This window comes from Streptomyces sp. NPDC107546, assembly GCF_055639175.1.
This window is the reverse complement of the sequence record NZ_JBVKBA010000007.1, coordinates 270,120-296,676: the sequence shown is the minus strand read 5'-3', so window position 1 is coordinate 296,676 and position 26,557 is coordinate 270,120. Positions and strand designations below refer to the sequence as shown.

Sequence of the window (26,557 nt, the reverse complement as noted above, 5' to 3'; positions counted from 1 at the left end):
CACGGCCCGTGGTCACGGGCGCCGGCAGCCGCCGCCCGTGGTGGGCGGGCGGGTGGCGCCGGGCGGGGCGACCGAGGCGAAGGCCATGCGGAACAGGTCCCAGGCGGTCGCGTCACCGACCGGCGCGCTGCCGCCCTGCGCGGCTCGCGCCCGCCGGTACGCGGGCTCGGTGAACGCGGTACCGGAGCTAGCCGATTCGGAGTCGACCGGGATCATCTCCACGGACACCCCTTCCTTCCGTACGCGCCGTCCATGGACCGACGGCCCACACGGCGCGCGAGCGTGGTGCCGCCCGGCAGGGCCGGGGCTGGGGGGTGTCTGACGATTCCCGCCGGGCGCGCGAGGCGTATTGTCGGACCCCCTCTGACCCGGACGGCCCCGGCCCGACCCCGCAGCCTGCCACCCCGACACCCCGCACGCGCTCCGGCCCTGCATACGCGCCGCACCGACTCCCACGCGACCACCCGAACGGCCCAACGCCCGGCGCGACCGAGTCCTGCGGCTCGCCCCGTTGCGGCGCCCGTGCCGGCTCACCGCATCCCGCGCTGCGGGCCACTGAAGTCCACCGGCCCGTACTTCCCCCGCGCTTCAGTCGCCCCCCTTGTCCCCCTCGCCCCTCCGCGTCCCCGTCGGAACGGCTTCCCGGGCCCGGTCCAGTGCGTCCGCCGACGCCTGGCCGGCGGCGCGTACCCGGTTGCGTGCCGCGACGCCCAGCGTTGCGGCGCCCGTGGCGTAGGCGCAGGTCAGTACCGCCGACGCGCGGGCGCCCGGCAGGGCCGACTCCAGTGTCCGCAGGGCCGTCTCGTGGGCCGACCACAGGGCCAGCAGGCCGCAGATCCCGGCCGCGCCCAGCAGCGCGCCCCCCGCTCCGATCCGGCGCAGCGCCGCCCTGACCTCGCTCTGCACCGCGAGCATCTCGTGGCGAGCGAGCTGCGCCGTGTCCTGGGCCAGCCGCGCCGCCGCATCGCCCACTCGGCTCCTGCCCTCCGCCGAGTCGTCGCCTTGCATCCGCATCGCTGCCGCCTCCGTCTCGTTCCGCATCGGGGTCCCGCCGGGGCCGACGGCCGTCAGTCATCTCCCCGCAGTACCCGCTCAGACCGTGCCGACACGACGACTCCCCGTCCCCGTCGACGCGCCACTCACCCATCCGCGCTCAATACGCGCCTATCGCAAGAAAAGGTGTGATCGTTGTAAACCACTGCAATACGCACAGCTGGTCAGTGAGGAGTTACGGTGAGCGACCCCTTGGGCGAAACCGTGAGCGTGCATTCCGCGGTCGAAGAGGCGTGCGCCGTGGCCGACGCAGTCCTCTACGAGGGATACCTGCTCTACCCGTACCGCCGCTCGTCGGCCAAGAACCGGGTGCGCTGGCAGTTCGGCATCCTCGCCCCCCGCGCCTGGGCCGAGGCCCACGGCCCGGTGACGCCGGGCGTCTCGGGGTCCGTGGAGTCCTGGCAGCAGCAGACCGAGTGCCTGTTGCGCGCGCGGCCCGGCGCCGTGGTACGGGTGCGCGTGCGCTATCTGCAGATGCAGTACCGGGGCGTGGAGCGACGGGACGGGGACGGTCACTACACGCCCGTGGACTCACTGGAGACCGCCGGTACGGTCCATCTGTCCTTCGACGAGGCGATGCCGCGCGAGAGGGACCTGACCGCTCCACTCGCCGAACTCCTCGCTCACGACGCGGAGTTCGCCTTCGGCGCTCCCGGCGGCCACGAGAGCGAGCCCCTGCCCGCAGACGCGGGGCGCCTGGTGCGCCGCCGCTCCCCCATCGAGGCGCGCACCACGCTGCACCTCGAACCCGTCGCCGGAGCCGACTCCTTGTACCGCCTGCGCGTCCGCACCGAGAACACCGGCCGTGCGACGCCGCCCGACGCTCCCCGCGACGAGGCCCTTCGACACTCGCTCATCGCGGCGCACACCTTCGTCGGCGGTGAGGGGCTCGGTTTCTACTCCTCGATCGACCCGCCCGAGGACGTCGCGCCGTACGTGAGGGAGTGCCGCAACCTGTACACCTTCCCGGTTCTCGCGGGTCCGGATGGATCCGACTCGCTCGTCCTGTCCTCGCCGATCATCCTGCCCGACCATCCGCAGGTGGCCCCGGAGAGCCCCGGCGACCTGCACGACGCCGCGGAGATCGACGAGATCCTCACCCTGCGGACGCTGCTGCTCACGGACGACGAGAAACGCGAGGCACGCGCCACCGACCCGCGGGCAGCGCGGATCCTCGACCGGGTGGAGACCATGCCGCCGGAGATGCTCGCCCGGCTGCACGGCGCCATCCGCTCCCTCGCCCCCTCCCCGGCCCCGTCCCCCTCTTCCGCCTCCTAGCCGGCGGATCCGCCCCACCTCTGTGCCGCCACCGTCCCCGACCAGGAAGGCCGTAATGGACGCCATCGAGTTGCTGATGCACGACCACCGGATGGTCGAGCAACTGTTCCGCGACTACCACGCCGCCGCCTCCGCAGCCCAGCGCCGGGCCGTGGTGGAAACCCTGGTCCGCGAGCTGTCCAAGCATGCGGCGCTCGAGGAGCTGATGGTCTACCCGCTGGCCAAGAAGGTCCTGTCGGACGGGGACCAGCGCATCCGCGAGCACCTGAGCGAGCACAGGGCGGTCAAGGAGACCCTCCTGGCCCTGGACAAGCAGTCCGGGGACGACGGACGCACGAGCGAGCTCATGGACGAACTGCGCCGCGAGGTCGAGGAGCACATCCGCGAGGAGGAGGGCGAGCTGATGCCCCTGCTCCGCGACGCGGTCTCGGAGGAGGAGCTGTTGCGGCTCGGCAAACTCCTGGCCCGGTCCAAGCAGACCGCCCCGACCCGGCCGCACCCCAACGCGCCCGACGAGCCTCCCGCCCTGGCCTTCGCCGGACCGGTGGCCGCGGCCTACGACCGCCTTAGGGACCGACTGCAAGGGAGGCCGAGGACATGACCGTCGAAAGCGGCACCACGGAGGTCAGCCAGCAGCCCACGAGGGCTGAACAGAGGAACGGCTTCGACGAGGTCCATATCCTGTGGATCTCCGAGGGCATGAGCTGCGACGGGGACACCGTCTCGATGACGGCCTCCGGCCAGCCGGCGATCGAGGACATCGTCGCCGGGCTCGTGCCGGGCCTGCCGAAGGTGAACCTGTACAACAAGGTGCTCTCCCCGAGCCTGGGCGGCGAGGACTTCCTCGCCCCCTTCCGCGCGGCGGCTCGCGGTGAACTGGCGCCGTTCATCCTCGTCATCGAGGGTTCGATCCCCAACCAGAACATCATCGAGGGCGACGGCTACTGGACGTCGTTCGGCAACGACCAGGACACCGGCGAACCGCTCACCCTCAACTGGTGGATCGACAACCTCGCACCCAAGGCCTGGGCGGTCGTCGCCGCCGGCACCTGCGCCACGTACGGCGGGATCCACGCGATGGCGGGCAACCCCACGGGCTGCATGGGCCTCGCGGACTACCTGGGCTGGGACTTCAAGTCGCAGGGCGCGCTTCCGATCGTCAACGTGCCGGGCTGCCCGATCCAGCCGGAGAACTTCATGGAGACCCTCACCTGGGTGCTCTACCACGCGGCCGGGTCGGCGCCGCCGCCCCCGCTGGACCACATGCTGCGCCCGCAGTGGCTGTTCGGGAAGACGGTGCACGAGGGGTGCGACCGCGCCGCCTACTACGAGCAGGCCGACTTCGCCAAGGACTACAACTCCCCCAAGTGCCAGGTGAAGATCGGCTGCTGGGGCCCGGTCGTCAACTGCAACGTGCCCAAGCGCGGCTGGATGGCCGGCATCGGCGGCTGCCCGAATGTCGGGGGCATCTGCATCGGCTGCACGATGCCCGGGTTCCCGGACGCCTTCATGCCGTTCATGGACGAGCCCACGGGCGGCACCCTCTCGTCCGCCGTGATCAGGCCCTACGGGGCCGTGATCCGGCGGCTGCGCGGCATCACCAACATGGCCGTCAACCGCGAGCCCAAGTGGCGCCACAACAGGGACAAGTTGACGAGCGGCTACGACCCGTACTGGCGCCCCGACGGGCACCGGCGACAGCGAGAGAGAGCGAGGTAGGCACGGACATGACGGCAACCGAAGCGCGGGCCGCGGGGCGGAAGCCCGCGCAGATCGTGGACATGTCCTGGGACCCGATCACCCGGATCATCGGCAATCTCGGCATCTACACGAAGATCGACTTCGCCAACCGCGAGGTGGTGGAGTGCCACAGCACGTCCTCGCTCTTCAGAGGCTACTCCGTCTTCATGAAGGGCAAGGACCCCCGTGACGCGGGGTTCATCACCTCGCGCATCTGCGGGATCTGCGGCGACAACCACACGACGTGTTCCAACTACGCCCAGCAGATGGCCTACGGCGTCAAGCCGCCGCGACTGGCGGAGACCATCGTCAACCTGGGCGAAGCAGCCGAGTACATGTTCGACCACACCATCTTTCAGGACAACCTGGTGTTCGTCGACTTCTGCGAGGCCATGGTCAAGGCCACCAACCCGACCCTCCTGGCCCGGGCCGAGCGCACGGAGGCCCGCAACGGCTACATCCACGGTTACCGGACCGTGGCCGACATCATGCGCGCCTTCAACCCGTTCGAGGGCGAGCTGTACAAGGAGGCGCTCAAGGTCAGCCGGATCACCCGGGAGATGTTCTGCCTGATGGAGGGGCGCCATGTGCACCCGTCCACGCTGTATCCGGGCGGGGTCGGCACCATGCCGCAGCCGACCACGTTCACCGACTACCTCTCCCGGCTGCTGCGGGTCCTGGACTTCATCAAGCAGGCCGTGTCGATGAACGACGACGTCTTCGACTTCTTCTACGAGGCGCTGCCCGGCTACGAGGAGGTGGGCCGCCGCCGGATCCTGCTCGGCTGCTGGGGTGCCTGGCAGAACCCGGACGTCGTGGACTACCGCTACGAGACGATGAACGACTGGGGCAAGGCGATGTTCGTCACCCCGGGCATCATCGTGGACGGCAGTCTCGTCACCAACGACCTGGTCGACATCAACCTGGGCATGCGGATCCTGCTGGGCAGTTCCTACTACGAGGACTGGGTGAACGAGGACCCGTTCGTCACCCACGACCCGCTCGGCAACGCCGTCGACATGCGCCACCCGTGGAACCAGACGACGGTGCCGGTGCCGCAGAAGCGGAACTTCGAGGGCAACTACAGCTGGGTGATGAGCCCGCGTTGGTACGACAAGAACAGCGCCCAGCACCTGGCGCTGGACACCGGTGGCGGCCCGCTCGCCCGGCTGTGGTCGACGGCGCTCAACGGGCTGGTCGACACGCCGTATGTGAAGGCCACCGGACACAGCGTGCGCATCTCGCTGCCCAAGAGCGAGAAGCTGCCGGAGATGACGTTCGAGTGGAAGATCCCCCAGTGGAGCAACACGATCGAACGGGACCGGGCCCGCCCGTACTTCGTCGCCTACTCCGCCGCCATGGCCTTCTTCTTCCTGGAGCGGGCGATGGAACAGGTCCGCAGCGGTGACACCAAGGTCTTCGAGAACTACGAGGTGCCGGACGAGGCGATCGGCTGCGGCTTCCACGAGGCGGTGCGGGGTGTCCTCTCCCACCACCTGGTGATCAAGGACAAGAAGATCGCGAACTACCACCCGTACCCGCCCACCCCGTGGAACGCGAGCCCTCGGGACCACTACGGCACCCCCGGCCCGTACGAGGACGCCGTGCAGGGCCAGCCGATCTTCGAGGAGAACGGCCCGGAGGACTTCAAGGGCGTCGACATCATGCGCACCGTCCGCAGCTTCGACCCCTGTCTGCCCTGCGGTGTGCACATGTACCTCGGCAAGGGCAACACACTGACCAAGCTGCACTCGCCGATGTTCGGAGCGGCTCATGGATGACTCCGCGCGGCTCGACGAGGCGGCGGTCGTGGAGCGGCTCTCCCGCCTCGACGGACTGCTCGAGCAGCTCGAAGGCGCTCCGGGCCCGATGACCGGGACGGCGATCGAGGCGGTGCGGACCCTCACCGAGCTCTACGGCGAGGCCCTGGCCCGCGTCCTGGACGCCGCCGACCCCGCCCTGGCCGGCCGCATGGCCGCTGACGACCTCGTCGGTCATCTCCTGGTGCTGCACGACATCCACCCCGAGCCACCCGAGGTCCGGGCGGCCCGCGCCGTCGACGGGCTGCGCCCGGCGGTGCGGGAGCGGGGCGGGGACGTGGAGCTGGCGGGCGTCGAGGAGGGGGTCGCCCGGGTGCGGCTGGCCGCCAAGGGGTGCGGATCCTCCTCGGCGGCGCTGGAGGAGGCGGTCCGCGAGGCCGTGCTCGCCCTGGCACCCGAACTCTCCGGCGTCGAACGGGCGCCGGGCGACGACGCGAGGCCCCCCGCCTTCGTCCCGGTCGACACGCTCACCGTGCGCACGGTGTCCGCCGGGGAGCGGTCGTGACCACCGGCGCGCTGGCCCGCGTCATCCGCTCGGCCGCCGGGCGGCGGCCGGACGCGGAGCCGTGCGACCTGTGCGGCACCGACGTCGAGCCCGAGCACCGGCACCTGTACGACACTGGGCAGGAGGAGGTGTTGTGCGCGTGCCGACCCTGCTCCCTGCTCTTCGTGGAGGAGGAGGCGAGCGAGGGGCGGTACCGGCTGGTGCCTCGGCGCCGGGTGCGACTGCCCGAGGTGGACACCCGGGAACTCGGCGTCCCGGTGGGGCTGGCGTTCTTCGTACGGCACTCGGACGGCACCGTGAGCGCGCACTACCCGAGCCCCGCGGGCGCCACCCGCTGGGAGGCGGACGCGGGGGCCTGGCGTGACGTGGTCGCCCGGTGTCCCCCGCTCGCCGGTCTCGCACCGGAGGTGGAGGCACTGCTGGTGAACACCGCACGCTCCGCGAAGCACCACTGGATCGTGCCCGTGGACGACTGCTTCCGAATGGTCGCGCTCGTCCGGCGGGAGTGGCGGGGCATGTCCGGCGGCAGCCGGGTGTGGCCCGCCGTCGAGCGGTTCTTCGAGGAGCTGACCGAACAACCGCAGGACGCGGCAAGGAGCTGACGATGGGCAGGATCCGAGTAGGCAGACCGCAGGTCAAGACCTATACGCCCCGGCACGTCACCGGGCTGCACCAGGGGAACAAGGGCCCTTACAACCGCCAGCCCGGACACCACAAGGACGGCACCGCGGACGCGCGGCGCTCGACCGGGGTCCACTGGAAGAAGCACGACGCGATCATGAAGATGATGCCGAGCCTCTCCCCCGGGTGAGGTACCGGTCAGGGCCGCGCCCGACTCGGGCGCGGCCGTACACACGACGAGTGAGGAGTGCGGAAGATGACGGCCAGACGAGTGCTGATGGCGGAGGCGCTGATCGTGGGCGGCGTGGCGCTGACCCTGCTGGTGAGGGAGATGCCCGGAATCATGCGCGAGGTCAGGATCTGGCGGATGGTTGGGTTCCGGCGCGGCTCCCGGCACCCCCGCTGAACCGTGGGCGTACGGTGTGTCACCTGGCTGGAGAGCTCCGTTCGCCCGTAATGTCCGTTCCTGTTCACGCGTCCGGCGCGACACAACAGGAGCACCATGACCACGCGGCAGTTCTTCGGGACGGTGTTCGCCCTCGAGTCCGCCCTCGCCGCCTTCGTGTTCGCCGTCGTCACGCTGCTGGTGTTCCTCGCCGTGGTACGACGCCGGTCGGGAGCCCGGCGCCACCCCTCGCGCCGACTCGAACACACCCGCCCCGAAGCCTTCTACGTCGCCGCGCTGGTCGCCGTGGCGGCCTTCCTGGTGGTCTACACGGCCCGGCAGAATCACGAGGAGCACCGGGCGGCGGCGCACGGCGATCCGGTCGAGGTGACCGTCACCGCGTTCCAGTGGTGCTGGCGGTTCGACTACCCGCAGGCCGGCAAGCCGCTCCGGGTGAGTGCCGACTGCCGGGCGGGAAGGCGGCCGACTCTCGTGGTGCCGACGGGACGGCCGATCAGGTTCAGGATGGCCTCACCGGACGTCATCCACTCGTTGTGGGTGCCCGATCTCCGCTACAAGCGGGACATCTTCCCGCACCACGTGAACACCGTCACCCTCACCGTGGACCGCGAGGGCCGCTGGATCGGCCGGTGCGGGGAGTTCTGCGGGGACCGCCACCACACGATGGACTTCTGGCTCAAGGCCGTCTCGCCCGCGGCGTACGACAAGTGGCTGGCACAGCACGCGGGGGCGCCGGCGGGCGGTACGCCCGCATGACGACCGCTCAGGCGCCGGGCGGGTCCAAGGAGGTGCCGGCGGGGAACTGGCTCGGCTGGGCGACCAGCACCGACCACAAGCGGATCGGTCTGCTGACCGTCGCGACCTCGCTGGTGCTGCTGCTGGTGATGGGCGTCTTCGCCCTGATCATGCGCGGTCAGCTCGCCCAGCCGGAACTGGACCTGGTGCTGCCGCACACCTACAACCAGCTGTTCACCCTGCACGGCTCGGGGATGATCTACCTCGTCATCACGCCGTTCGCCCTCGGGATCGGCGTCTACCTGGTCCCGCTGCAGATCGGTGCCCCGGCCATCGCCGCGCCCCGCACCACACTGCTCGGCTACTGGCTCTACGTGTGCGGGGCCGTCCTGGTGCTGGTCAGTCTCGCCGCCGCCAACGGCAGCGCCAGCTCGGGCTGGTTCTCGTATCCGCCGCTGGCCGACAGCGACTTCTCCCCCGGCGTGGGACCCGACCTGTGGATCGTCGGCGTGGTGCTCTCCACCACGGGCATGATCCTCATGGGCTGGACCGTCCTCTGGACAGCGCTGCGCAAGCGGACCCAGGGGATGACCATGCTGCGGATGCCCGTCTTCACCTGGTCCATGGTCGCCAGCTGCCTGATGGTCATCGGCTCCTTCCCCTCGCTCCTGGCCGCGATGGCCCTGCTCGCCGCGGGCCGCGCCGACCCGTCCGTCTTCCACGCGAACGCGTGGAACATCGGCTACCAGCACCTGTTCTGGTTCTACGGCCACCCGGTCGTGTACGTGATGTTCTTCCCCTATCTCGGGGCGGTCGCCGAGGTACTGGCCGTCTTCTCCGGGCGGGCCTTCTTCGGTTACAAGGGCACGGTCCTGTCCCTGCTGGTGTTCGCCGCCCTGTCGATGAGTGTGTGGGCCCACCACATGTTCGCGACCGGACAGGTTTCGAACGACTACTACTCCCTGACGTCGATCAGCCTGCTGGTCCCGGCGGGCGTGGAGTACTTCGCCATGATCGGCACGGTGCTCGGCGGCCGGCTGGTCTTCCGCACCCCGATGCTCTTCGCCCTCGCCTTCCTGCCGCAGTTCCTGATCGGGGGCCTGACCGGGATCATGGTCGGCACCCCGGTCCTCGACTACCACCTGACGGACAGCTACTTCGTGGTGGCCCATCTGCACTACGTGCTGTTCGCCGGCAGCGCCTTCGGGCTGTTCGCGGCCGTCTACTTCTGGTTCCCGAAGGCCACCGGTGTGGAGTTGGTCGAGCGCCTGGGCCGTCTGCACTTCGTGCTGCTGGTGATCGGCACCAACCTGACCTTCCTGCCGATGTTCGCCCTCGGTTACGAGGGCATGCCGCGCCGCGTCGTCAGCTACGCGCCCTTCGACGGATTCAGCCTGCTCAACCTGCTCGCCAGCTGCGGAGCGGCCGTGCTGGCGGCGGCCATGGTCGTGTTCGTCGTCAATGTGCTGTGGACGCTGCGCAAGCGCTCGCTGGGCCGCCATGTGCCCGCGCCGCCCGACCCGTGGGGTGCCAACACCCTGGAATGGGCCACCTCCTCGCCCCCGCCGGCCACGAACTTCACGCCGGAGTATCCGGTGCCGCCCGTGCAGGGTCACGCCCCGCTGCTGACGCTGCGGGAGGGGCGGGGGGAGCCGGACGACCGGGCGGCGCTGTCCGGGAGCCGCGGGTGAAACGGCATGCGGCGGCGGTCGTGGTGGCGGGGTGGGGGCTGCTCAACGGCGTGCTGCTCGCGGTCCTCGCCGTCTACGGGGAGGCCAGCCTCGTCTACTGGCTGTGGGGCTCGGTGGTGGCGGTGCTCGAGCTGGCCGCACTGCTCGTGCTCGGCTCCTCGGAGGCCGGGCCGGAGGAGCACACCCGCTACCGGCTGCCCCGGGGCGGCGCGGCGGCGGTCCCGCCCGCGGCTGCGGGGATCACCCTGGGCGTGCTCTCCGCCGTGTACGGCCTGTGGCTGCTGGTCGTGGCCGTCCCGCTGCTGGGGGTGGCCGCCGCCCTGGCCCTACGGGCCGCCTCCACACCGGGCGAGGGATGAGGCGTGACCGGGCACGCGATGGCCGGCCCCGTGTGGAGCATGGCGGTGACCGGGCTGTCGGTCTCCGCGTTGGTCCCGGCCGTCATCCGGGCGACCCGGCGGCACCCGGTCTGGTGGCGCCTGTCGCTGCCCGCCGGGGCCGCGCTGCCGTTCTTCCTCGTGCTGCACGCCACGGTGACGCTCGCGCACACCGGCGCTGCCCGGCCGCCGGGGCCCATGGCCTGGTGGGAGGCTGCCGTGGTGGTGGCGGCGCTGTGGTTCTGGCTGCCGGTCGTGGGCACCCGGCACCGTCTGACGGACCCCGGCAGGTGTCTGTACCTCTACCTGTCCATGCCGTTGCTCGACCTGCCCGCCGTGGGGCTGATCGCCGCGGGTGAGAGCGCGGCGGGTCTCGCCATGGTGGTGTCCATGCTGCCGGTCGGCCTCGCGGCGCTGACGGTGACCTGGCGGTGGATCCACGCCGAGGAGGCTCGGGAGCTGCGGCGCACCGGGTGACCCGCGAGCCCTCAGCCGCTGTGGGCCTTCTCTGCCTCCTCCGGGTCGGCGGTCACGGCCCGTACCGCCCGCCTCTGCCACTCGCCGGCGGGCAGTTCGACGCGGTCGCCGAAGTACCAGGCGCTCAGCCGGTTGCGCACCCGGTGCCGGCGGAAGAGCCGCCACACCTCCGTGCCGTGCGCCCTGGGGCGGGGGGTGTCGCGCACCAGGATCCGGTACGCCTCCTCGGCCGGGAGCGGCGTCCGGCCCTCGCGGTAGCCGCCCGCCGCGGTCCGCCGCACGTCCCCGGTGCCCCCTCCCTCCCGCAGCCTGCGCCGGTCCGCCGCCTGCAGCCCCAGGCACAGACGCCGCGTCGCCCAGTAGGCGAAGAGGGGCCCGACGAACAGCAGGGTGCGGAAGGCGTACGTCAGGTACTCGACCGGAACATGGAAGACGTACGCGAGCACGTCCTGGCCGCCGGCCATCAGCAGCACCGCGTAGACCGTCACGCCCACCACGCCGAGCGCCGTGCGCGTGGGCTGGTTGCGGGGCCGGTCGCACAGGTGGTGCTCGTGGGACGGTCCCGTCAGCCAGCGTTCGAACAGTGGATAGCAGTAGAGGACCCCGAACAGCACGGCGGGCAGCGCCACCCCGGGCAGGAACACGTCCCAGGCGATCGTGTGGCCGGCGAAGTTCATCTCCCAGGCGGGCATCAGCCGCAGGGCGCCCTCCAGATATCCGACGTACCAGTCGGGCTGCGAGTCCAGCGACACGTGGTCCGTGCGGTAGGGCCCGAAGTCCCAGATGGGGTTGATCTGGAACAGGGCCGCCATCAGGGTGAGGGCACCGGCGACGGCGAAGAACAGACCCGCCGACTTGGCGGCGTACTGGGGGAACAGCGGCTTGCCGACCGCGTTGCGGTTGGTGTGGCCCGGCTCGGCCCAGTGGGTGTGCTTGAGCTTCACCACGAGCCCGAGGTGCACCCGCACCAGGAGCAGCAGCAGGCCGGGGACCAGCAGGACGTGCGCGATGAACAGCCGGGAGATGATGGCGTGCCCCGGGTACTGGCCGTCGAAGACGAAGAAACTCAGATAGGTGCCGACGACCGGGATCGACAGCACGATCCCCTGCGAGGTGCGCAGCCCCGTGCCGGAGAGCAGGTCGTCCGGGAGGGAGTAGCCGCAGAACCCTTCGAGCAGGGCCAGCAGGAACAACGTCACCCCGATCATCCAGTTGACCTCACGGGGGCGGCGGAAGGCGCCGGTGAAGAAGATCCGCAGCAGATGGCAGCCGATGGCGGCGACGAAGACGTCCGCTCCCCAGTGGTGGATCTGCCGGATGAGCAGTCCGCCGCGGACGTCGAAGCTGATGTACAGCGTCGAGATGTAGGCCTGGGAGGCCCGGGTGCCCCGCAGCGGGGCGTAGGAGCCCGTGTACACGCTCTCGGTCATGTCCGGGTGGAAGAAGAGCGTGAGGTAGAGGCCGGTCACGATCAGGACCAGCAGGCTGTAGAGGGCGATCTCGCCCAGCAGGAACGACCAGTGGTCGGGGAAGGCCTTGCGGAGGTACTCCTGTGCCAGGGTCCGCAGCGGCATGCGCCGGTCCAGCACGGACACCAGGCGCTCTCCGCGGTGCTCCGCCTCGCTGGACCGCTCTTCCTCTGACGCCGGCACGCGCTCGTCCTCCCGGGCAGCCGTCCGCTTCGATCGACACAGCCGTGTCCTGTCGGGGCGCCGGCGAAACGCCGGCTGCGCCGTCCGAGTGCCCGCGTCCGGTGTCCGCCGGTGACCGGGCACTCCTGGGGGACCTGCGCCAATGGGTGGAAAAAGCGGTCCAGCGGGGCCGATTCGCCCCCGTGGCGGTCGGGGGGCGGCCTGCCCGGGGCAGGTCTGGTCACAGCACATGTGCGGGAGGACTCATGGCCCTGGTTTCGGAAGTCGTACGGGAGCGCCTGCGCGCCTGGGGCGTCGTCCGGGTGTACGGCTATCCGGGGCAGGGCGCCGACCCATTGCTCGAGGCCTTCCGCCGGGCGGGCGGGGAGCCGGAGTTCGTCCAGGCACGGCACGGCGAGGCCGCCTCCTTCATGGCCTGCGGGCACGCGCGGTTCACGGAGACGGTCGGCTGCTGCCTCGCGCCGTCCGGGCCGGGGGCCGTGCAGGTCCTCAACGGCCTGTACGACGCCCGGCTGGACCGGCAGCCGGTGGTGGCCCTGCTCGGCGACGTGCCGCGGACCGGCCCGGGGGCACGCCGGCCGCAGGCGGTGCACCTGGACCGGCTGTGCGCGGACGTGTCGGAGTCCTGCGAGGTGGTCGTCTCTCCGGACCAGGCGGAGCCCGTCCTGGACCGAGCCTTCCGGACGGCGTCGGCCCGGCGCGGTGTCGCCGTGGTGATCCTGCCGGCCGACGTCCTGGACCAGCAGGCCCCGCCGTCGGCCGGGACGGCGGTTCCGGCGGACGTCCTCGCGCTCGGACGGGGCCGGCCGCTCCTGATGCCGGAGGAGGGGGAGCTCCGCCGTGCGGCCGGCATTCTCGACGAGGGCCGGAAGGTGGCCATGGTCATCGGGCGGGGCGCGGCTCAGGCGGGGGCGGAGGTCGAGCGGGCGGCCGAGTTGCTCGGGGCCGGGGTGGCGAAGGCGCTGCTGGCGCTGGACGTTCTCCCCGACGACCTGGGGTACGTGACCGGTCCGGCGGGCCGCGTCGCCAGTCCGGCCAGCGAGAGGCTGGTGCGTGCCTGCGACACCCTGCTGCTGGTCGGGGCGGGGCCACGTGAGGCCTGGCTGCCGTCCGGCCGGTGGGCGGTGCGGAGCGTCGAGATCAACCCGGAGGCGGGCGTGACGGCTCCGTGCAGGCCGGGGGACGTGCGTCTGGTCGGCGATCCGAAGGCGACCCTCGAGGCGCTGCTGCCCCTGCTGCACCACAAGAAGAACCGCGCCTGGCGCCGAAGCGTCGAGAAGAGCGTGCGGACCTGGCACGGGAAGCGGCGCACCGAGGCCCGGCAGCACTTCGGTCACCTCATCAACCCGGCCTCCGTCGTCACCGAGCTATCCGACCGGCTCCCCGACCGTGCGCTGCTCACGGCCGACGCGGGCGTCGGCACCGTGTGGTGGGCGCGCCATCTCCACCTGCGTTCCGGCATGCGCACGGCGCTCTCGGGTCACCACGCGGCCATGGGCACCGCCGTCCCGTACGCCCTGGCGGCCCGCTTCGCGTATCCCGACCGGCCGGTCATCGCCTTCGTGGGCGACGGTGCCTTCCAGATGAGCGGGATGACCGAGATGATCACCGTCAAGGACCATCTGGACCGCCTGTCCGGCGGCCCCCCGCTGGTCTTCTGCGTGTTCAACAACCGCGACCTCAACCAGGCCACCTGGGACCGGCGGGCGGCCACCGGCAATCCCCGGCTGAGCGGCACCTCCTCGGTCCCGGACGTGCCCTACGCCGGGTACGCCCGCCTGCTCGGTCTGGAGGGCGTCCACTGCTACCGCCCGAAGGACATCGGCGCCGCCTGGGACGCCGCTCTCGCCGCGCGGCGGCCCGTGGTCGTGGAGTTCGTGGTCGACGCGGAGACCGAACCGCCGCGCCCCGCCGGCCTCGCCGAAGAGGGCGCACGCCGACGGTTCCGTGCGCTCCTGCGGGGACACCGGACCTGAGCGGGCGGCTCTGCCGCACGGTTGGAGCCGTCGCCCCGTCACGAGGAGCGTCTCGGCGGCCGGACCCAGCCCAGGGACCGCTCGACGGCCCGCTGCCAGTTCTCGTACTCCCACTCCCGCCGCTCGGGGTCCATGTCGGGCAGCCACTGGGCGGCCCGGTGCCAGTTGCGGCGCAGCACCTCCAGATCGGGCCAGTAGCCGGAGGCCAGTCCGGCGGCGTAGGCGGCGCCGAGGGAGACCGTCTCGGCGACCATCGGCCGTACCACGGGAACGTCGAGCACATCGGCCAGGAACTGCATGAGCAGGTTGTCGGAGGTCATGCCACCGTCCACCTTGAGCTGCTTCAGGGCGAGCCCGGAGTCCGCGTTGATCGCGTCGACGACCTCCCGCGTCTGCCAGCCGGTGGCCTCCAGGACGGCCCGGGCCAGGTGGCCCTTGGTGATGTAGGAGGTGAGGCCGACGATGACGCCACGTGCGTCGCTGCGCCAGTGGGGGGCGAACAGGCCGGAGAACGCGGGGACGATGTAGCAGCCGCCGTTGTCCTCGACGGTGCGGGCCAGGGTCTCGATCTCGGGTGCGCTGTTGATCAGGCCGAGACGGTCGCGGAACCACTGGACGAGGGAGCCGGTGACGGCGATCGGGCCCTCCAGGGCGTAGACCGTGGGATGGGGGGCGATCCTGTACGCGACGGTGGTGAGCAGCCCGTGCCGGGACCGCACGAGGTCGGTACCGGTGTTCATCAGCAGGAAGCTGCCGGTGCCGTAGGTGCACTTCGCCTCGCCGGGCGAGAAGCACGTCTGCCCGAACAGGGCCGCCTGCTGGTCGCCGAGGGCGGCCGTGATGCGCACGCCCGGGAGTACCGAGCGGGCCTCGGCGTAGATCTCGGCGGAAGAGCGGATCTCCGGCAGCATCGGGCGGGGCACCCCGAAGAACTCCATCAGTTCCTGGTCCCAGGTCAGCGTCCGGATGTTGATCAGCATGGTGCGGCTGGCGTTGGTGACGTCGGTGATGTGCAGACCGCCGTCGGTGCCGCCGGTCAGGTTCCAGATCAGCCAGCTCTCGATGGTGCCGAACAGCACCTCGCCGGCCCGGGCCCGCCGCTCGAGGCCCTCGACGTTGTCGAACAGCCAGCGGATCCGGGGCGCGGAGAAGTAGGTGGAGGGGGGAAGGCCGCAGCGGTCGAGGAAGAACTCCTCCCCCGGCCGCTCGATGAGGTCCTCGACCATCGGGCCGGTACGGGTGTCCTGCCAGACGATCGCCCGTCCCAGCGGGGCCCCGGTGCGTGGATCCCACAGGACGGTCGTCTCGCGCTGGTTGGCGATCCCGATGGCGGCGACCTGTCCCGGGTCGATACCGGCGTTGGCCAGCGCCTCGGGCACCACGCGCTGCAGGTTGCGCCAGATCTCCACGGCGTCGTGCTCCACCCAACCGGGCCGGGGGAAGTACTGCTGGTGCTCCCTCTGGGCGACCGACACCAGCCGCCCGCGGTGGTCGAACAGGATGCACCGCGTGGACGTGGTGCCCTGGTCGATGGACACCACATACCGTTCAACCATGATCGGGCCTGCCTTCCCATGCGTCGCCGGGGTGCCCGGACCTACCAGCGGGCCGCGCCCAGGTCTCTGGAGATCGCCCGCGCGGCCTCCCGGAGCAAGGTGATCAGGGCCGGCAGGGGCCGGCCTTTGGTGTCGCAGATCCGCTCGACTGGGCCGGACAGGCCGATCGCGCCCACCACCAGGCCGCCGTGCCCCCGGATCGGCGCGGCGATCCCGCCCTCGCCGACGCTCATCTCCTGCACCTCGGCGCCCCAGCCGAGCTCCCGGATCTCGCCGAGCGCCCGGGTGAGGTCCTCCGGAAGGACCAAAGTGTGCCGGGTGTACGCCTCCAGCCCGGTCTCCAGCAGGGGTTCCAGGGGTGCGGCCCCGAAAGCCAGCAGGACCTTGCCGAGCGAGGAGGCGTGCAGCGGCAGCAGCGCGCCCACGTCCAGGGTCTGGAGCGTGTCGTCCGGCCGGAAGACGTGGTGGACCACGAGCACCTTGCCCTCCAGGGGCGTGCCCAGGCGGACCGCCTCCCCGCTGCGGGCGGCGAGGGCGTCGGCCCAGTTGATGGCGCGCGACCGCAGCTCGTTCACATCCAGGTAGCTGGTGCCGAGGTGCAGCAGGGCCGCCCCGAGCTGGTACTTTCCCGTCGTCGCGTCCTGCTCCACGAAGTCGACGTGCTGCAGGGTGCGCAGGATGCCGTGGGCGGTGCCCTTGGCCAGGCCCAGCGAGGACGCCACCTCGCCGAGTCCGAGCCGACGGGGGCCGGCGGCGAGCAGGCGCAAGATCGCCGCCGCCCTCTCGATGGACTGGACCGGGCCTGCCATGAAGCGATCATAGTCCCGATTTGTCCCGATTAAAGACTTGTGTTCGGCAATGCCGACCGCAGTTCATTGACCGGCGGCATTTCCGTCCCTAGCGTTCCATCACGCCCGGCTCCCTGCCGAGGGCGCTGCCCGGAGGAGGAAGGCCCATGATCACAGCGCAGCTCAACGCCGCGCCGTGCGCGGAGGTGGAACACGTTTTTCCGCTGCCGTACGCGCCCAGGGCCGTCTCAGCGGTACGCCGACGCGTACAGGCGCTCCTCACCCGCTGGAACGTGCCCGAGGACGCCGCTGACGACGTGCTCCTCGTGACCTCGGAGCTGCTCACCAACGCGCTCGTGCACGCCCTGCCCCCGGCCACGCTCAGAGTGTCACGGATCCTGGTGGACGGACACGGTGCCGTACGGGTCGACGTGACCGACACGGGGCCCGCGCATACGACCTGCGAGGTCGACCCGGACGAGCACGGCCGGGGCATCGACATCGTCACCACGCTGTCGGCGCGGTGCGGTGTGCACACGCGCCCGGGCGGGACCAGCCGCTGGGCGGACGTGCTCGTGGGGTGAGGGCGCGCGGTCACGGTCGGGTCCTCGCCCATCACCCGCGCGTAGTCGGTGATCCGGGCCGGGTGGAAGGCGGGCTGGATCAGCTTGCGCTGCCGTCGGTGGTCCTCGTGGGCGCAGGTGACCAGGCCGTTGCCCATCAGCGGCCGCAGCCTGTCGTACTGCGGACCGCCCTTGTCGAAGGTGCGGGCGTCCATGAGGACCCGGTGCACCAGCTCCGGGTGGCACACCAGCCAGGCACGCTGGGGACCGAGGCGTATCTCGACCAGATCCCCGTAACTGGAAACGGAATTCAGAAAGGCCAGTGGGTTCCGGAACAGGGTGATACCGTGACCGACGAATGGGAATATGCCCGGCGCAGTGGCCACCGTCCATACTCGCCGAAATCGGTGAACGTTCCTCGGACGTGGAGCATGAGTCCTGTCCTGCCCAGTCCAACCCGCTGCCCGCTTCCCGCTCGCTTTTCCCGGGGGGCGCACAGGAACACGAAGGCGCATGGGACCGGCCACTGTTGATGCCGGCTACACCGACCGGCAATTCTTCCTTCTCCGGATTCGCCGCCGACTTGACCCGGCCGCGCGCCGTTCCGGGGCTGGGCGAGAGACCATGAGAAGTGACCCGGGAATGCCCCGCCGCCGGGCACCGGGTGTCATCGCACAGGTGGGAGGAGGCGGTGCGTGGTGATCACGCGAGTGCGGATGCCGCACCGGCATCTCACGCCACCGGCCAAGTCCGGGCCGCCCCGGGACGCGCCGAGGCCGCCCGGGAACCAGCGGCCCACGCCGGGGGGCCGGCAGTGGTGGATCGTCCCGCTGCTGTGGGTGGCCTTCCTGGTCGTCATCATGCTGGTGCGCGCCCCGTCGGGGACCCCGCCGGCCCACCTGACGTACAGCGATTTCACCGCCAAGGTCGGTGCCGGGCAGGTCAAGACGGTCGACATCAACGACAAGGGGGCGGTCAGCGGCAGTTTGAAGAACGGCACCAAGTTCACCACCCAGCTGCCCACCGCGCTGGGGACCGGGTCGCTGCAGCAGCAGCTCCAGGCCAAGCACGTCCAGATCACCGCCTCGCAGAGCAGGAGCGGCGGCAACCCGTTCCTGTCGTTCCTCGTCGCCTTCCTCCCGCTGCTGCTCCTGGTCGGCGCCTTCTGGTGGTTCGGGCGCCGCGCCGCGCGCTCGGTGACCGGTGGGCTCAGCGCCATCGGCCGGTCCCGGGCGAAGATCATCGAGGCGGAGCGGCCCACCACCCGGTTCGACGACGTGGCTGGATACGACGGGGTGAAGCAGGAGATCAGCGAGGTGGTCGACTTCCTGCGCAACCCCATGCGCTATGCGGCGGCCGGTGCCAAGGGACCCCGCGGAGTGATCATGGTGGGGCCGCCCGGCACCGGCAAGACGCTCTTCGCACGTGCCGTCGCCGGTGAGGCCGACGTGCCGTTCCTGTCGGTGACCGGGTCCGCGTTCGTGGAGATGTTCGTCGGCGTGGGCGCCTCCCGGGTGCGGGACCTGTTCGACGAGGCGCGCAAGCGCGCGCCGTCGATCATCTTCATCGACGAGCTGGACGCCGTGGGCGCGCGTCGCTCGGGCAGCGGCCACATCGGCGGCAACGACGAACGTGAGCAGACCCTCAACCAGCTGCTCGCCGAGCTGGACGGCTTCGACCAGTCCACCGGCATCGTCGTGCTCGCCGCCACCAACCGGCCGGAGGCGCTGGACCCGGCCCTGCTGCGACCGGGCCGCTTCGACCGCCAGGTCACGGTCCCCCTGCCCAACCAGGCCGAGCGGGCCGCCATCCTGACCGTGCACGCCCGGGGCAAGATCCTGTCCGCCGACGTCGACCTCGTCACGGTCGCCCGTGCCACCCCCGGCTTCTCCGGCGCGGACCTGGCGAACCTGGTCAACGAGGCCGCCATCAACGCCGTACGGGCCGACCGCGTGCTGATCGAGGCGCACGATCTGGACGCCGCGCGCGACCGGGTGCTGCTGGGCCGTCGCGAGGCGTCCAACGCCCTGCTGCCCGAGGAGCGCCACTCGGTCGCCGTCCACGAGTCGGGGCACGCCCTGGTCGCCGCGCTGTGCGAGCACGCCGACCCCGTCGCGAAGGTCACCGTCCTGCCGTCGGGCATGACGCTCGGGGTGACCGAGCAGCTTCCCGAGGCCGAACGCCATCTGTACAGCGAGGCCTACCTGACGGATCTGCTCGCGGTGCGGCTCGGCGGCCGGGCGGCGGAGCTGGTGGTCTTCGGCGCGGGCTCCAGCGGCGCCGCCAACGACCTGGCCGGGGCCACCCAGATCGCCACGCGCATGGTGCGGGACTTCGGCCTGTCCCCGGCGCTCGGCCCGGTCGGCTACGCCGCCGCCGGCCCGCACTACCTGGGCGAGACCCCGGAGGACTCGATCCGGCAGCCGTACTCGGAACAGACCCAGCGGATCATCGACCAGGAGGCCGCACGCCTGCTGCGCGAGGCCGAGGAGCGGGCGACGGGGCTGCTGCGGGAGCACCGCCGGGCCCTGGACCGGCTCGCCGGCCTGCTGGTCACCCGCGAGACCATCGACGGTTCCGCCGTCCTGGACGTCCTGAGCCAGGAGCATGAGCAGCGGCGGGAGGCGGACGGAAGCCTCCCGGAGCACGCGGTCGAGGATCTACGGGCCGCGTCGCCACCGGTCCGCGTTCCGGGAGAAGTTCCCAGGCAGGAAGATCAGGGCAGCGCCGCCGGGACCGGCACCGCGACTGGCTCCACCACCGGCACCACCACCGGGACCGGCACCACCACCGGGACCGGCACCACCACCGGCACCACCACCGGGACTGGCACCACCGGCACCGGAACCGGCTCCTAGCGGCTCAGGTGTGGAGGGCGTGCGGCGCGGTGATGACGGCGGCAGTGGGCGTGGTGCAGCACGCCCTGGCTCACGGAGCTTGGGCGGAGGCCTCGGGCAGCACCTTGACGGGGTCCGGGCGCCTGTGCGCGCCCGGACCCGTCGCTCAGGCCGCGAGGGCGTGACCGGGGTGCAGCACCACCTTGGTGTAGCCCTCGATCCTCTTGTCGAACTTCTCGTACGCCTGCGGCGCCTGGTCCAGCGGCAGTTCATGGGAGACCACGAAGCTGGGCTTGGCCCGCCCCGCGATGATCAGATCACGCAGCTGACGGTTGTACCGCTTGACGTTGCACTGGCCGGTGCCCATCTGCTGACCCTTCTCGAACATCCGGCCGATGGAGACCAGCAACTGGCCCCGCTTGGCGTGCTCGTCGGGCCCGCCGGGGTCGGAGGGCACGTACAGGCCCGGGACACCGAGCATGCCGGTGGGCCGCACCGTCTCCACGAGCTCGTTGAGGACGATGGCGGGTTCCTCATGACTGGCGTCGTGCGCCTGGGCCTGGTAGCCGACGGCGTCCACGCCCTTGTCGGTGCCCTCTCCGTTCGTCTGTTCCTTGATCTGCTCGGCCGGGTCGCCCTTGGTGAAGTCGATGGGGATGGCCCCGATCTGCTCCGCCTTGGCGAGCCGCTCGGGCACCCGGTCGACAGAGAACACCTTCGACGCCCCGCGCAGCAACGCGGAGTAGGCGGCCATCAGACCCACCGGACCGGCACCGTAGACGGCCACGCTCTCACCGGGGGACACCTGGGCGAGTTCGCATCCGTGGTAACCGGTCGGGAAGATGTCGGCGAGCAGGACGAAATCGGTCTCGAACTCCTCACCGGGCGGCAGTTTCAGGCAGTTGAAATCGGCGTAGGGCACCTTCAGCCGCTCCGCCTGACCACCGATGAACGGGCCCATCGCCACATATCCATAGGCGCCGCCGGCGAATCCGGGATTCACCGTGAGGCAGAACCCGGTCTTTCCGGCGAGGCAGTTCTTGCAGAATCCGCAGGCGACGTTGAAGGGCATCACGACCCGGTCACCCTCGGCCAGGGAGGTCACGCCGCTGCCGACCTCCTCGACGATGCCGAGGTTCTCGTGTCCGAAGACGATGCCCGACTCGGCCGCCGTGCGGCCCTCGTACATGTGCAGGTCCGAACCACAGATCGCGGTGGACGTGACCCGTACGAGCACATCGTTCGGGTGCTCGATCCGGGGATCCTGGACATCCCTCACAGCCACGCTGAAGGGCTTCTCGTAGACGACGGCTTTCACCTGCGTCACCTCCGCGTCGAACGCCGGCTGACGGTGGCGGGACGGAGCCGCTACCGGGGGAGGCACTACAGGCGCGGGCCCTCGGGCTTTGCCGTGGCCCCGTTCGCGCTCTTTCACCGCCGGACACTTCCAGAAAACGCCCGTACGGCAGGGGCCGCAACCCACGTCGGCGCGGTCCGCCGCGGGGTCCTGCGGTCAGCTCTCCGGACCGTCTCCGTGGACGGGTATCCGTGCCATGGCACTTCTCCTCCCTTCCATTCGGACGTCCGGGAGCAATCCGTACCTTTCTCGAGACGTCTCACCATGCGAACGCGCTCTTACTCCCCGCCGCCGTATCTCGTTCAATGGCTTTTCCGCCGGCTTCCGTCAGCGAGAGGAGACGCGCCGTGGGTGAACACGTTCACGTGCGCATCGGACACGGTCTGGGTGTGAGCGAGAACGGCGAGCTGATCGAGTCGTCCCGCTGCCGCTGTGGCGCCACCTGGACCAAGACGTACCGGGCGGACGAGGACGCGCCCGAGGAGTGACGGGAACACGGGACCGGCCTCTCGCTCACGCGACGACAGCGCCCGCCCCGGGTACGGGCAGCCCCAGACGGGACAGCGCACCGCTCAGCCAGGCCGTCAGCGCCGCGGCCACCGGCACGGGCGCGACCTCCCCGGGCGCCTCCGCCCCGGCGTCCTCGCCCCCGGCGGGCAGCCATCCCGCATCGACCAGGCGCTGCGAGAGCGGCTTCAGCGTCCCGTGGAGGAGCGTGGCGGTCGCGATGGACGCCACAGCGGTGCACCAGCCGACGGGGCCGAGCGGAGTGGAACCGAAGAACCGGCTGATGCCCGGGGTCTGGACGATGCCGACGAGCACGGCGGCCGAACCGAGGGTGGCGGCGAGCACCTGGAGGTCCGCGCCGCCGCTGGTGAGGGTCTGGGCGAGCTGGGTGCCGACCACCGCCACCAGCGCCACCGTGGCGGCCCGGCGGCGCGTACCGGTGAACCGGGCGGCCGTCCAGGCCAGTCCCGCGCCGAGCGCCGTGGTGAGCCCGCGCTGCACCATCTCCTGGGTGAGCGAGGTACCCAGCGACTGGTGCGGTCCTTCCCGGAGCAGCTGCTCCCCCGTGCTGTCGGCCGGCGTGCGGACGGCGATGGACAGTGCCGGGGCGAGGTCGGTGAGAAGGTTCACCAGCATGATCTGACGGGCACTGAGCGGTGAGCTGCCCGCCACGGCCGAGGCGAGCACGCCGAAGGTGACCTCGCCGAGGTTGCCGCCGATCAGGATGGCCAGTGCGGTCCTGACCGAGGTCCACATCGCCCGGCCCTCGGTGAGCGCGGCGACGATCGTCTCCAGACGGTCGTCCCCGATGACGAGATCGGCCGCGGCCGTCGCCGCGGGCGTGCCGCGCCGCCCCAGGGCGATGCCGACGTCGGCGAGCCGGATGGCCGGGGCGTCGTTGGCGCCGTCGCCGGTCATCGCCACCACGCGGCCGAGCCGCTGGAACGCCTCGACGATACGGACCTTGTGGTGCGGGGTGCACCGCGCGATCACGTCCACCGTGGGCAGCAGCGCGTCGAGCTCGTCGTCGTCGAGCGCCTCCAACTCCGGCCCGGTGCGGACCTTCTGGTGCGGCTCGCCGGTGACGGAGGCCGCGATGGCCTCCGCGGTGGCGGCGTGGTCCCCGGTGAGCAGGACGGTGTGCACGCCCGCCGCGCGCAGCCGGGCGGTGGCCGGCGCGGCTGAAGCGCGTATCGGGTCGGCGAGGACGACGAAGCCGACGAAGACCAGCTCCCGCACCGCGTCGTCGGTCAGCTCCTCGCCCTGGCCCAGGGTGCGTTCGGCCACGGCGAGGACGCGGCGGCCCGCGCCGGCGAGCTCCTCCGTGGCCCGGGCGAGTGCCCTGCGCCCGGCGTCGTCGAGCGCGCTGTCGGTCCCGTTCCGTCGTCTGCACCGGCAACGGGCCAGTACGGTCTCCGGGGCGCCCTTGACGCTCAGCAGGGCGGAGCCCGCAGTGCGGCCCACCGTGGCGTGGTAGGCCCGGGACGGGTCGAAGGGCAGAGTGCCGGTGCGCCGCCAGCCGGGCGCGCCGCGGCCGACCGACACCCGCGCCCGCCGGGCCCCCGCGTCCACCGCCCGGTCGGTCTGGTGGGCCATCGGCGCGGACTGCCGGGCGGCGGGGGTGGCCCGGAGCGCCGCGGACAGGATCGCCTTGTGCCGCGCGCCCAAGCGGTCCATGGACATGGTCCGCTCTCCATCGCTGATCGCGACGAGTTGGAGGTTGCCCTCCGTGAGGGTGCCGGTCTTGTCGAAGCAGAGCACATCGGCCCGGCCGAGTGCCTCGATGGTGCGCGGGTTGCGGACGAGGGCGCCCCGCTCGGCCAGGCGGCGCGCGGAGGCCAGTTGGGCGGCGTTGACGAGGAACGGCAGCCCTTCGGGGACCGAGGCGACGGCCAGGTTCACCGCGGAGGCGAGGCTCTGGGCGAGCGGGCGCCCGTGCATCAGTCCCGCCCCGGCCACCGCCAGCGCGGACGCCGTCGCGACGGGCAGGCTGGCCTTGGTCAGCGACGACAGCCGCGCCTCGACGCCGGTGACCGGTGCGGCCTCCCGCGCCGTGGCCATGGTGCGCCCCACCTCGGTGGCCGCGCCGGTGGCCACCACCACGGCTACCGCCTCGCCGGCGGAGACGGTGCTGCCCTCGTACAGCATCGAGGAGCGCTCGGTGAGCTGCGCGGCGACCACGGGGGCCGGGGTCTTGGCGACGGGCAGGGACTCGCCGGTCAGTGACGACTCGTCGACCTCCAGACCCTCGGCGTGCAGCAGCCGGCAGTCGGCCGGCACCACGTCCTCCGGCCTCAGCACGACGACGTCCCCCGGGACCAGCTCCTCGGCGGTGACCAACCGCTCGACGCCCCCGCGCCGCACCCTGGCCCCGACCGCGGAGCGGGCGGTCAGCTCGGCGAGGGCACGCTCGGTGCGGACCCGCTGCACACCGCCGACCAGTGCCGAGGTGGTGGTGACCGCGGCGACCAGTGCGGCGTCCGCACCGGACCCGACGGCGGCGGCCAGGGCGGCCCCGCCGGCGAGCACCGGTGTCAGCGGGTTGGCCAGTTCCTCGACGAACGCGGAGAGCAGGGTGGTGTGCGGCGCGGCACCCGTCCCCGAGGGGCCCTTGGCCCGCGCGGCGGCCTCTTCCGGGGAGAGCCCGTCGGCGGAGGTCCGCAACCTCTCGAGGACGCGCGCGGGCGGCATCAGGTGCCAGGGGATGGTCGCAACGGAGGGGGTGACGGGGCGGGAGCAGAGTTGCCGGGCGCGCCAGACGCCCAGGCAGAAGGCGATCGCCCCGGCCGTGTTGCACGCCACCTGTCCGCGCGAGCACGCCTCGGCGGCCGGTGCCCGCAACGCCGCCACGGCGCCGATGCCGCTGCCGCCGGTGGACAGCACGGCGCTGTCCCGGTCGACCCGGCGGGCCACGCCGACGCCGGACAGGATCAGCGCGACCGACTCCAGATCGGTGCCGACCAGCAGGTCGGCGCCCCAGGCCGGCGGCTGCCCGTCCCGGTGCACGCCGATACCGCAGTCCGACGCCGCGAGCGCCCGGCGGTTCCCCGACACCAGCAGCACCACCGCGCCGTCCGCCTGCAGGGCGCGCACCGACGCCACCAGGTGGCGCCCTGAGGGCACCGTCGCGTCGGGGAAGCCGAGCCGCGGGTCGGTCCGGTCGCCGGCGAGGACGACCCGGATCTGGGAGCGGCGGGCGGCCGCGGCCAGGGCCTGCGCGCCCGGAAGGGTCTGCGTCGCCACGCCGGCGACGGCCATCAGACGGCGCCGCAGGACGAGTCCCAGCACCCGTTCGCTGCCCCCGGACAGCAGCCGCTCGGCGGCCGGGCGCCCGGTGCGGCCGGCCGGCTCGAGATCCTCCAGCGGGCCGAGCACCCAGCCTTCGCCGTCGCGCCGGACCCGTATCGGCGCGGCGGGGTCGAACAGGGCGAAGAGCCGGTCGGAACACTGTTCGGTGTCGGCGCCGTCCAGCGGCACCAGATCGGTCAGCTCGTACCGCCCGCCGCGCAGCACGTCCACGTCCAGCACCACGGTGTCCACCTGGCCCAGGCGGCGCAGCGCACCGCGGTCCATCGCCACGACACCGCGCAGCGCGAGGAACCGGCCGAGGCTGGTGGCGAAGCCCTCCCGCCCGGCCTCGGGAGCCTTCGGCATCCCGGCCAGCGCCACCGCGAGCGCACGCCGCGGACCCGCGTACGGCGCGGTCAGGGCGCCCACGGCGGCGCCCGCCCCCAGGGCCCGTTCGGCGTAACGTGCCGTCACGTCGCGGTGCGCTCGAGGCCGTTCCACGACGACCGGCTCGGCCTGCGCGTGCTCCGGTCCCCGCACCAGCCGCGGCTCCGCGTCCGCCCACGCCTCGAGGGTCGCGTTCGCCTCCCGCCACTGCGCGATGCGCTGCGCGGCGTCGAGCATCAGTCCTCCGCCACGGGTGGCCAGGCCCTGGACGAGCGCGTTGACCGTCAAGACCACCGACTCGGGGCGTTCCAGTTCCGCGAGGCCGGATGTGACCAGCCTGCGCAGCCAGGGGTGGCACTGGACCGCGGTGGCCAGCGCCCCCACCTCCGCCGGCAGCGGTGTCCACGGCGACAGACGGGTGGCGACCGTGAGGAGCAGGCCCGCGATGTCCGCGGCGAGGACCGGGAGTGCGGGCCGGCTGCGGGGCGCCTCGCAGGGGTGGCGCGGCCCGGGGCACCATTCGTCGTGCTCGCCGGGGTGCGCGGTGGCGGCGGCTCCGTGGGCCTCGGCGTGGGCGACGATCCGGAGCAGTTCCTGCCGCGACGGCGGCGGCGAGGCCAGTTCCACGACGACCCGTTCCGCCGGTGCGTTCACGCGCGCCCACAGCACCCCGGGATGCTCCTCCAGAGCGCGCTCCACCATCCGGCCGACCCGCATACCGCCGGGACCGTGCACGCCGCGGAGCTGGATGTGGCAGCGGCCGGGGCGGGACCACACATCCCGCCGGTCGAGGCCGAGCAACGTCACGGCCGCCTCCGCGGCACCCCGGGCACCGGCGGCCAGGCCGTCGGCCAGCGGGCCCGGCAGTGGCAGGCGCGTCCCTGACAGCAGCGACATCCGTGCCACCTCCCGAGCGGGCCGGTCCTCGTACGGATCCGATCAT

At 72.0% G+C, this 26,557-nt stretch carries 23 protein-coding genes and 1 pseudogene; 16 read left to right on the top strand and 8 right to left on the bottom strand.

The window, feature by feature from the left end:
- Positions 1-12: 12 nt before the first annotated feature.
- Together ACZ7L1_RS13515 and ACZ7L1_RS13510 are read right to left on the bottom strand one after the other, a co-directional pair.
- Positions 13-222 carry a hypothetical protein gene (locus ACZ7L1_RS13515; protein WP_471436854.1) on the bottom strand — a complete coding sequence of 70 codons (210 nt, stop codon included), beginning with the start codon at positions 220-222 and terminating at the stop codon, positions 13-15.
- 366 nt (positions 223-588) lie between these two features.
- Positions 589-1,041, bottom strand: a complete 453-nt coding sequence (locus ACZ7L1_RS13510; RefSeq protein ID WP_471436852.1) for a phage holin family protein — start codon at positions 1,039-1,041, stop codon at positions 589-591.
- Between the two features lie 192 nt (positions 1,042-1,233).
- On the opposite strand from ACZ7L1_RS13510, the gene ACZ7L1_RS13505 reads away from it, so the two are divergent.
- From ACZ7L1_RS13505 to ACZ7L1_RS13450, 12 genes are all read left to right on the top strand, one after another.
- The gene (locus ACZ7L1_RS13505; protein ID WP_471436850.1) at positions 1,234-2,331 is read left to right on the top strand and encodes a hypothetical protein; all 1,098 of its coding nucleotides are present in this window, start codon (positions 1,234-1,236) and stop codon (positions 2,329-2,331) included.
- Positions 2,332-2,386: 55 nt separating this feature from the next.
- Positions 2,387-2,932 carry a hemerythrin domain-containing protein gene (locus tag ACZ7L1_RS13500; protein WP_471436848.1) on the top strand — a complete coding sequence of 182 codons (546 nt, stop codon included), beginning with the start codon at positions 2,387-2,389 and terminating at the stop codon, positions 2,930-2,932.
- Positions 2,929-4,050, top strand: a complete 1,122-nt coding sequence (locus tag ACZ7L1_RS13495; RefSeq protein WP_471436847.1) for an NADH-quinone oxidoreductase subunit B family protein — start codon at positions 2,929-2,931, stop codon at positions 4,048-4,050. The genes ACZ7L1_RS13500 and ACZ7L1_RS13495 overlap by 4 nt, the downstream gene beginning before the upstream one ends.
- Before the next feature lie 8 nt (positions 4,051-4,058).
- Positions 4,059-5,852: a nickel-dependent hydrogenase large subunit gene (locus ACZ7L1_RS13490; RefSeq protein ID WP_471436845.1), complete on the top strand. Its 1,794-nt coding sequence runs from the start codon at positions 4,059-4,061 to the stop codon at positions 5,850-5,852.
- Positions 5,845-6,396 carry a NifU family protein gene (locus tag ACZ7L1_RS13485; protein ID WP_471436844.1) on the top strand — a complete coding sequence of 184 codons (552 nt, stop codon included), beginning with the start codon at positions 5,845-5,847 and terminating at the stop codon, positions 6,394-6,396. Before ACZ7L1_RS13490 ends, ACZ7L1_RS13485 begins: the two co-directional genes overlap by 8 nt.
- Positions 6,393-6,998, top strand: a complete 606-nt coding sequence (locus ACZ7L1_RS13480) for a DUF5947 family protein (RefSeq protein ID WP_471436842.1) — start codon at positions 6,393-6,395, stop codon at positions 6,996-6,998. The genes ACZ7L1_RS13485 and ACZ7L1_RS13480 overlap by 4 nt, the downstream gene beginning before the upstream one ends.
- 2 nt (positions 6,999-7,000) lie before the next feature.
- Positions 7,001-7,207, top strand: coding sequence for a hypothetical protein (locus ACZ7L1_RS13475; RefSeq protein WP_471436840.1), 207 nt, complete (start codon positions 7,001-7,003; stop codon positions 7,205-7,207).
- A gap of 66 nt (positions 7,208-7,273) precedes the next feature.
- Positions 7,274-7,423 carry a hypothetical protein gene (locus ACZ7L1_RS13470; RefSeq protein WP_471436838.1) on the top strand — a complete coding sequence of 50 codons (150 nt, stop codon included), beginning with the start codon at positions 7,274-7,276 and terminating at the stop codon, positions 7,421-7,423.
- Between the two features lie 96 nt (positions 7,424-7,519).
- Positions 7,520-8,179, top strand: a complete 660-nt coding sequence (locus tag ACZ7L1_RS13465) for a cytochrome c oxidase subunit II (protein ID WP_471436836.1) — start codon at positions 7,520-7,522, stop codon at positions 8,177-8,179.
- Positions 8,176-9,849 carry a cytochrome c oxidase subunit I gene (locus ACZ7L1_RS13460; protein ID WP_471436834.1) on the top strand — a complete coding sequence of 558 codons (1,674 nt, stop codon included), beginning with the start codon at positions 8,176-8,178 and terminating at the stop codon, positions 9,847-9,849. The genes ACZ7L1_RS13465 and ACZ7L1_RS13460 overlap by 4 nt, the downstream gene beginning before the upstream one ends.
- Positions 9,846-10,208: a hypothetical protein gene (locus ACZ7L1_RS13455; protein WP_471436832.1), complete on the top strand. Its 363-nt coding sequence runs from the start codon at positions 9,846-9,848 to the stop codon at positions 10,206-10,208. The genes ACZ7L1_RS13460 and ACZ7L1_RS13455 overlap by 4 nt, the downstream gene beginning before the upstream one ends.
- Before the next feature lie 3 nt (positions 10,209-10,211).
- Complete coding sequence (locus ACZ7L1_RS13450; protein ID WP_471436830.1) at positions 10,212-10,703, top strand: hypothetical protein; 492 nt, start codon at positions 10,212-10,214, stop codon at positions 10,701-10,703.
- Between the two features lie 11 nt (positions 10,704-10,714).
- Here the strand turns inward: ACZ7L1_RS13450 and qcrB are convergent, their stop codons facing one another.
- Positions 10,715-12,277 carry a cytochrome bc1 complex cytochrome b subunit gene (gene qcrB, locus ACZ7L1_RS13445; protein WP_471436950.1) on the bottom strand — a complete coding sequence of 521 codons (1,563 nt, stop codon included), beginning with the start codon at positions 12,275-12,277 and terminating at the stop codon, positions 10,715-10,717.
- A gap of 323 nt (positions 12,278-12,600) precedes the next feature.
- On the opposite strand from qcrB, the gene ACZ7L1_RS13440 reads away from it, so the two are divergent.
- Positions 12,601-14,331 carry a thiamine pyrophosphate-dependent enzyme gene (locus ACZ7L1_RS13440; protein ID WP_471436828.1) on the top strand — a complete coding sequence of 577 codons (1,731 nt, stop codon included), beginning with the start codon at positions 12,601-12,603 and terminating at the stop codon, positions 14,329-14,331.
- Between the two features lie 38 nt (positions 14,332-14,369).
- Here the strand turns inward: ACZ7L1_RS13440 and glpK are convergent, their stop codons facing one another.
- Complete coding sequence (glpK, locus tag ACZ7L1_RS13435; RefSeq protein ID WP_471436826.1) at positions 14,370-15,887, bottom strand: glycerol kinase GlpK; 1,518 nt, start codon at positions 15,885-15,887, stop codon at positions 14,370-14,372.
- Between the two features lie 41 nt (positions 15,888-15,928).
- Positions 15,929-16,696 (bottom strand): IclR family transcriptional regulator, encoded by a 768-nt coding sequence (locus tag ACZ7L1_RS13430; RefSeq protein WP_471436824.1) that lies wholly within the window; start codon positions 16,694-16,696, stop codon positions 15,929-15,931.
- Positions 16,697-16,842: 146 nt separating this feature from the next.
- On the opposite strand from ACZ7L1_RS13430, the gene ACZ7L1_RS13425 reads away from it, so the two are divergent.
- Entirely contained in the window at positions 16,843-17,259 is a 417-nt protein-coding gene (locus tag ACZ7L1_RS13425) for an ATP-binding protein (protein ID WP_471436822.1), read from the top strand.
- A 68-nt stretch (positions 17,260-17,327) separates the two neighbouring features.
- On the opposite strand, the pseudogene ACZ7L1_RS13420 reads toward ACZ7L1_RS13425, so the two are convergent.
- Positions 17,328-17,753, bottom strand: a pseudogene (locus tag ACZ7L1_RS13420) (cytochrome P450); the annotation flags it as partial.
- 180 nt (positions 17,754-17,933) lie between these two features.
- Between ACZ7L1_RS13420 and ftsH the strand changes: the two are divergent.
- Entirely contained in the window at positions 17,934-20,096 is a 2,163-nt protein-coding gene (ftsH, locus tag ACZ7L1_RS13415; protein WP_471436820.1) for an ATP-dependent zinc metalloprotease FtsH, read from the top strand.
- A 145-nt stretch (positions 20,097-20,241) separates the two neighbouring features.
- Here ftsH and ACZ7L1_RS13410 read toward each other — a convergent pair whose 3' ends face one another.
- A complete protein-coding gene (locus tag ACZ7L1_RS13410) occupies positions 20,242-21,393 on the bottom strand; it encodes a glutathione-independent formaldehyde dehydrogenase (protein WP_471436948.1) in 1,152 nt (383 codons plus the stop codon).
- 386 nt (positions 21,394-21,779) lie between these two features.
- Between ACZ7L1_RS13410 and ACZ7L1_RS13405 the strand changes: the two genes are divergently transcribed.
- Positions 21,780-21,920 (top strand): hypothetical protein, encoded by a 141-nt coding sequence (locus ACZ7L1_RS13405; protein WP_471436818.1) that lies wholly within the window; start codon positions 21,780-21,782, stop codon positions 21,918-21,920.
- 25 nt (positions 21,921-21,945) lie between these two features.
- On the opposite strand, the gene ACZ7L1_RS13400 is transcribed toward ACZ7L1_RS13405, so the two are convergent.
- Entirely contained in the window at positions 21,946-26,511 is a 4,566-nt protein-coding gene (locus ACZ7L1_RS13400; RefSeq protein ID WP_471436816.1) for an HAD-IC family P-type ATPase, read from the bottom strand.
- Between the last annotated feature and the right edge of the window lie 46 nt (positions 26,512-26,557).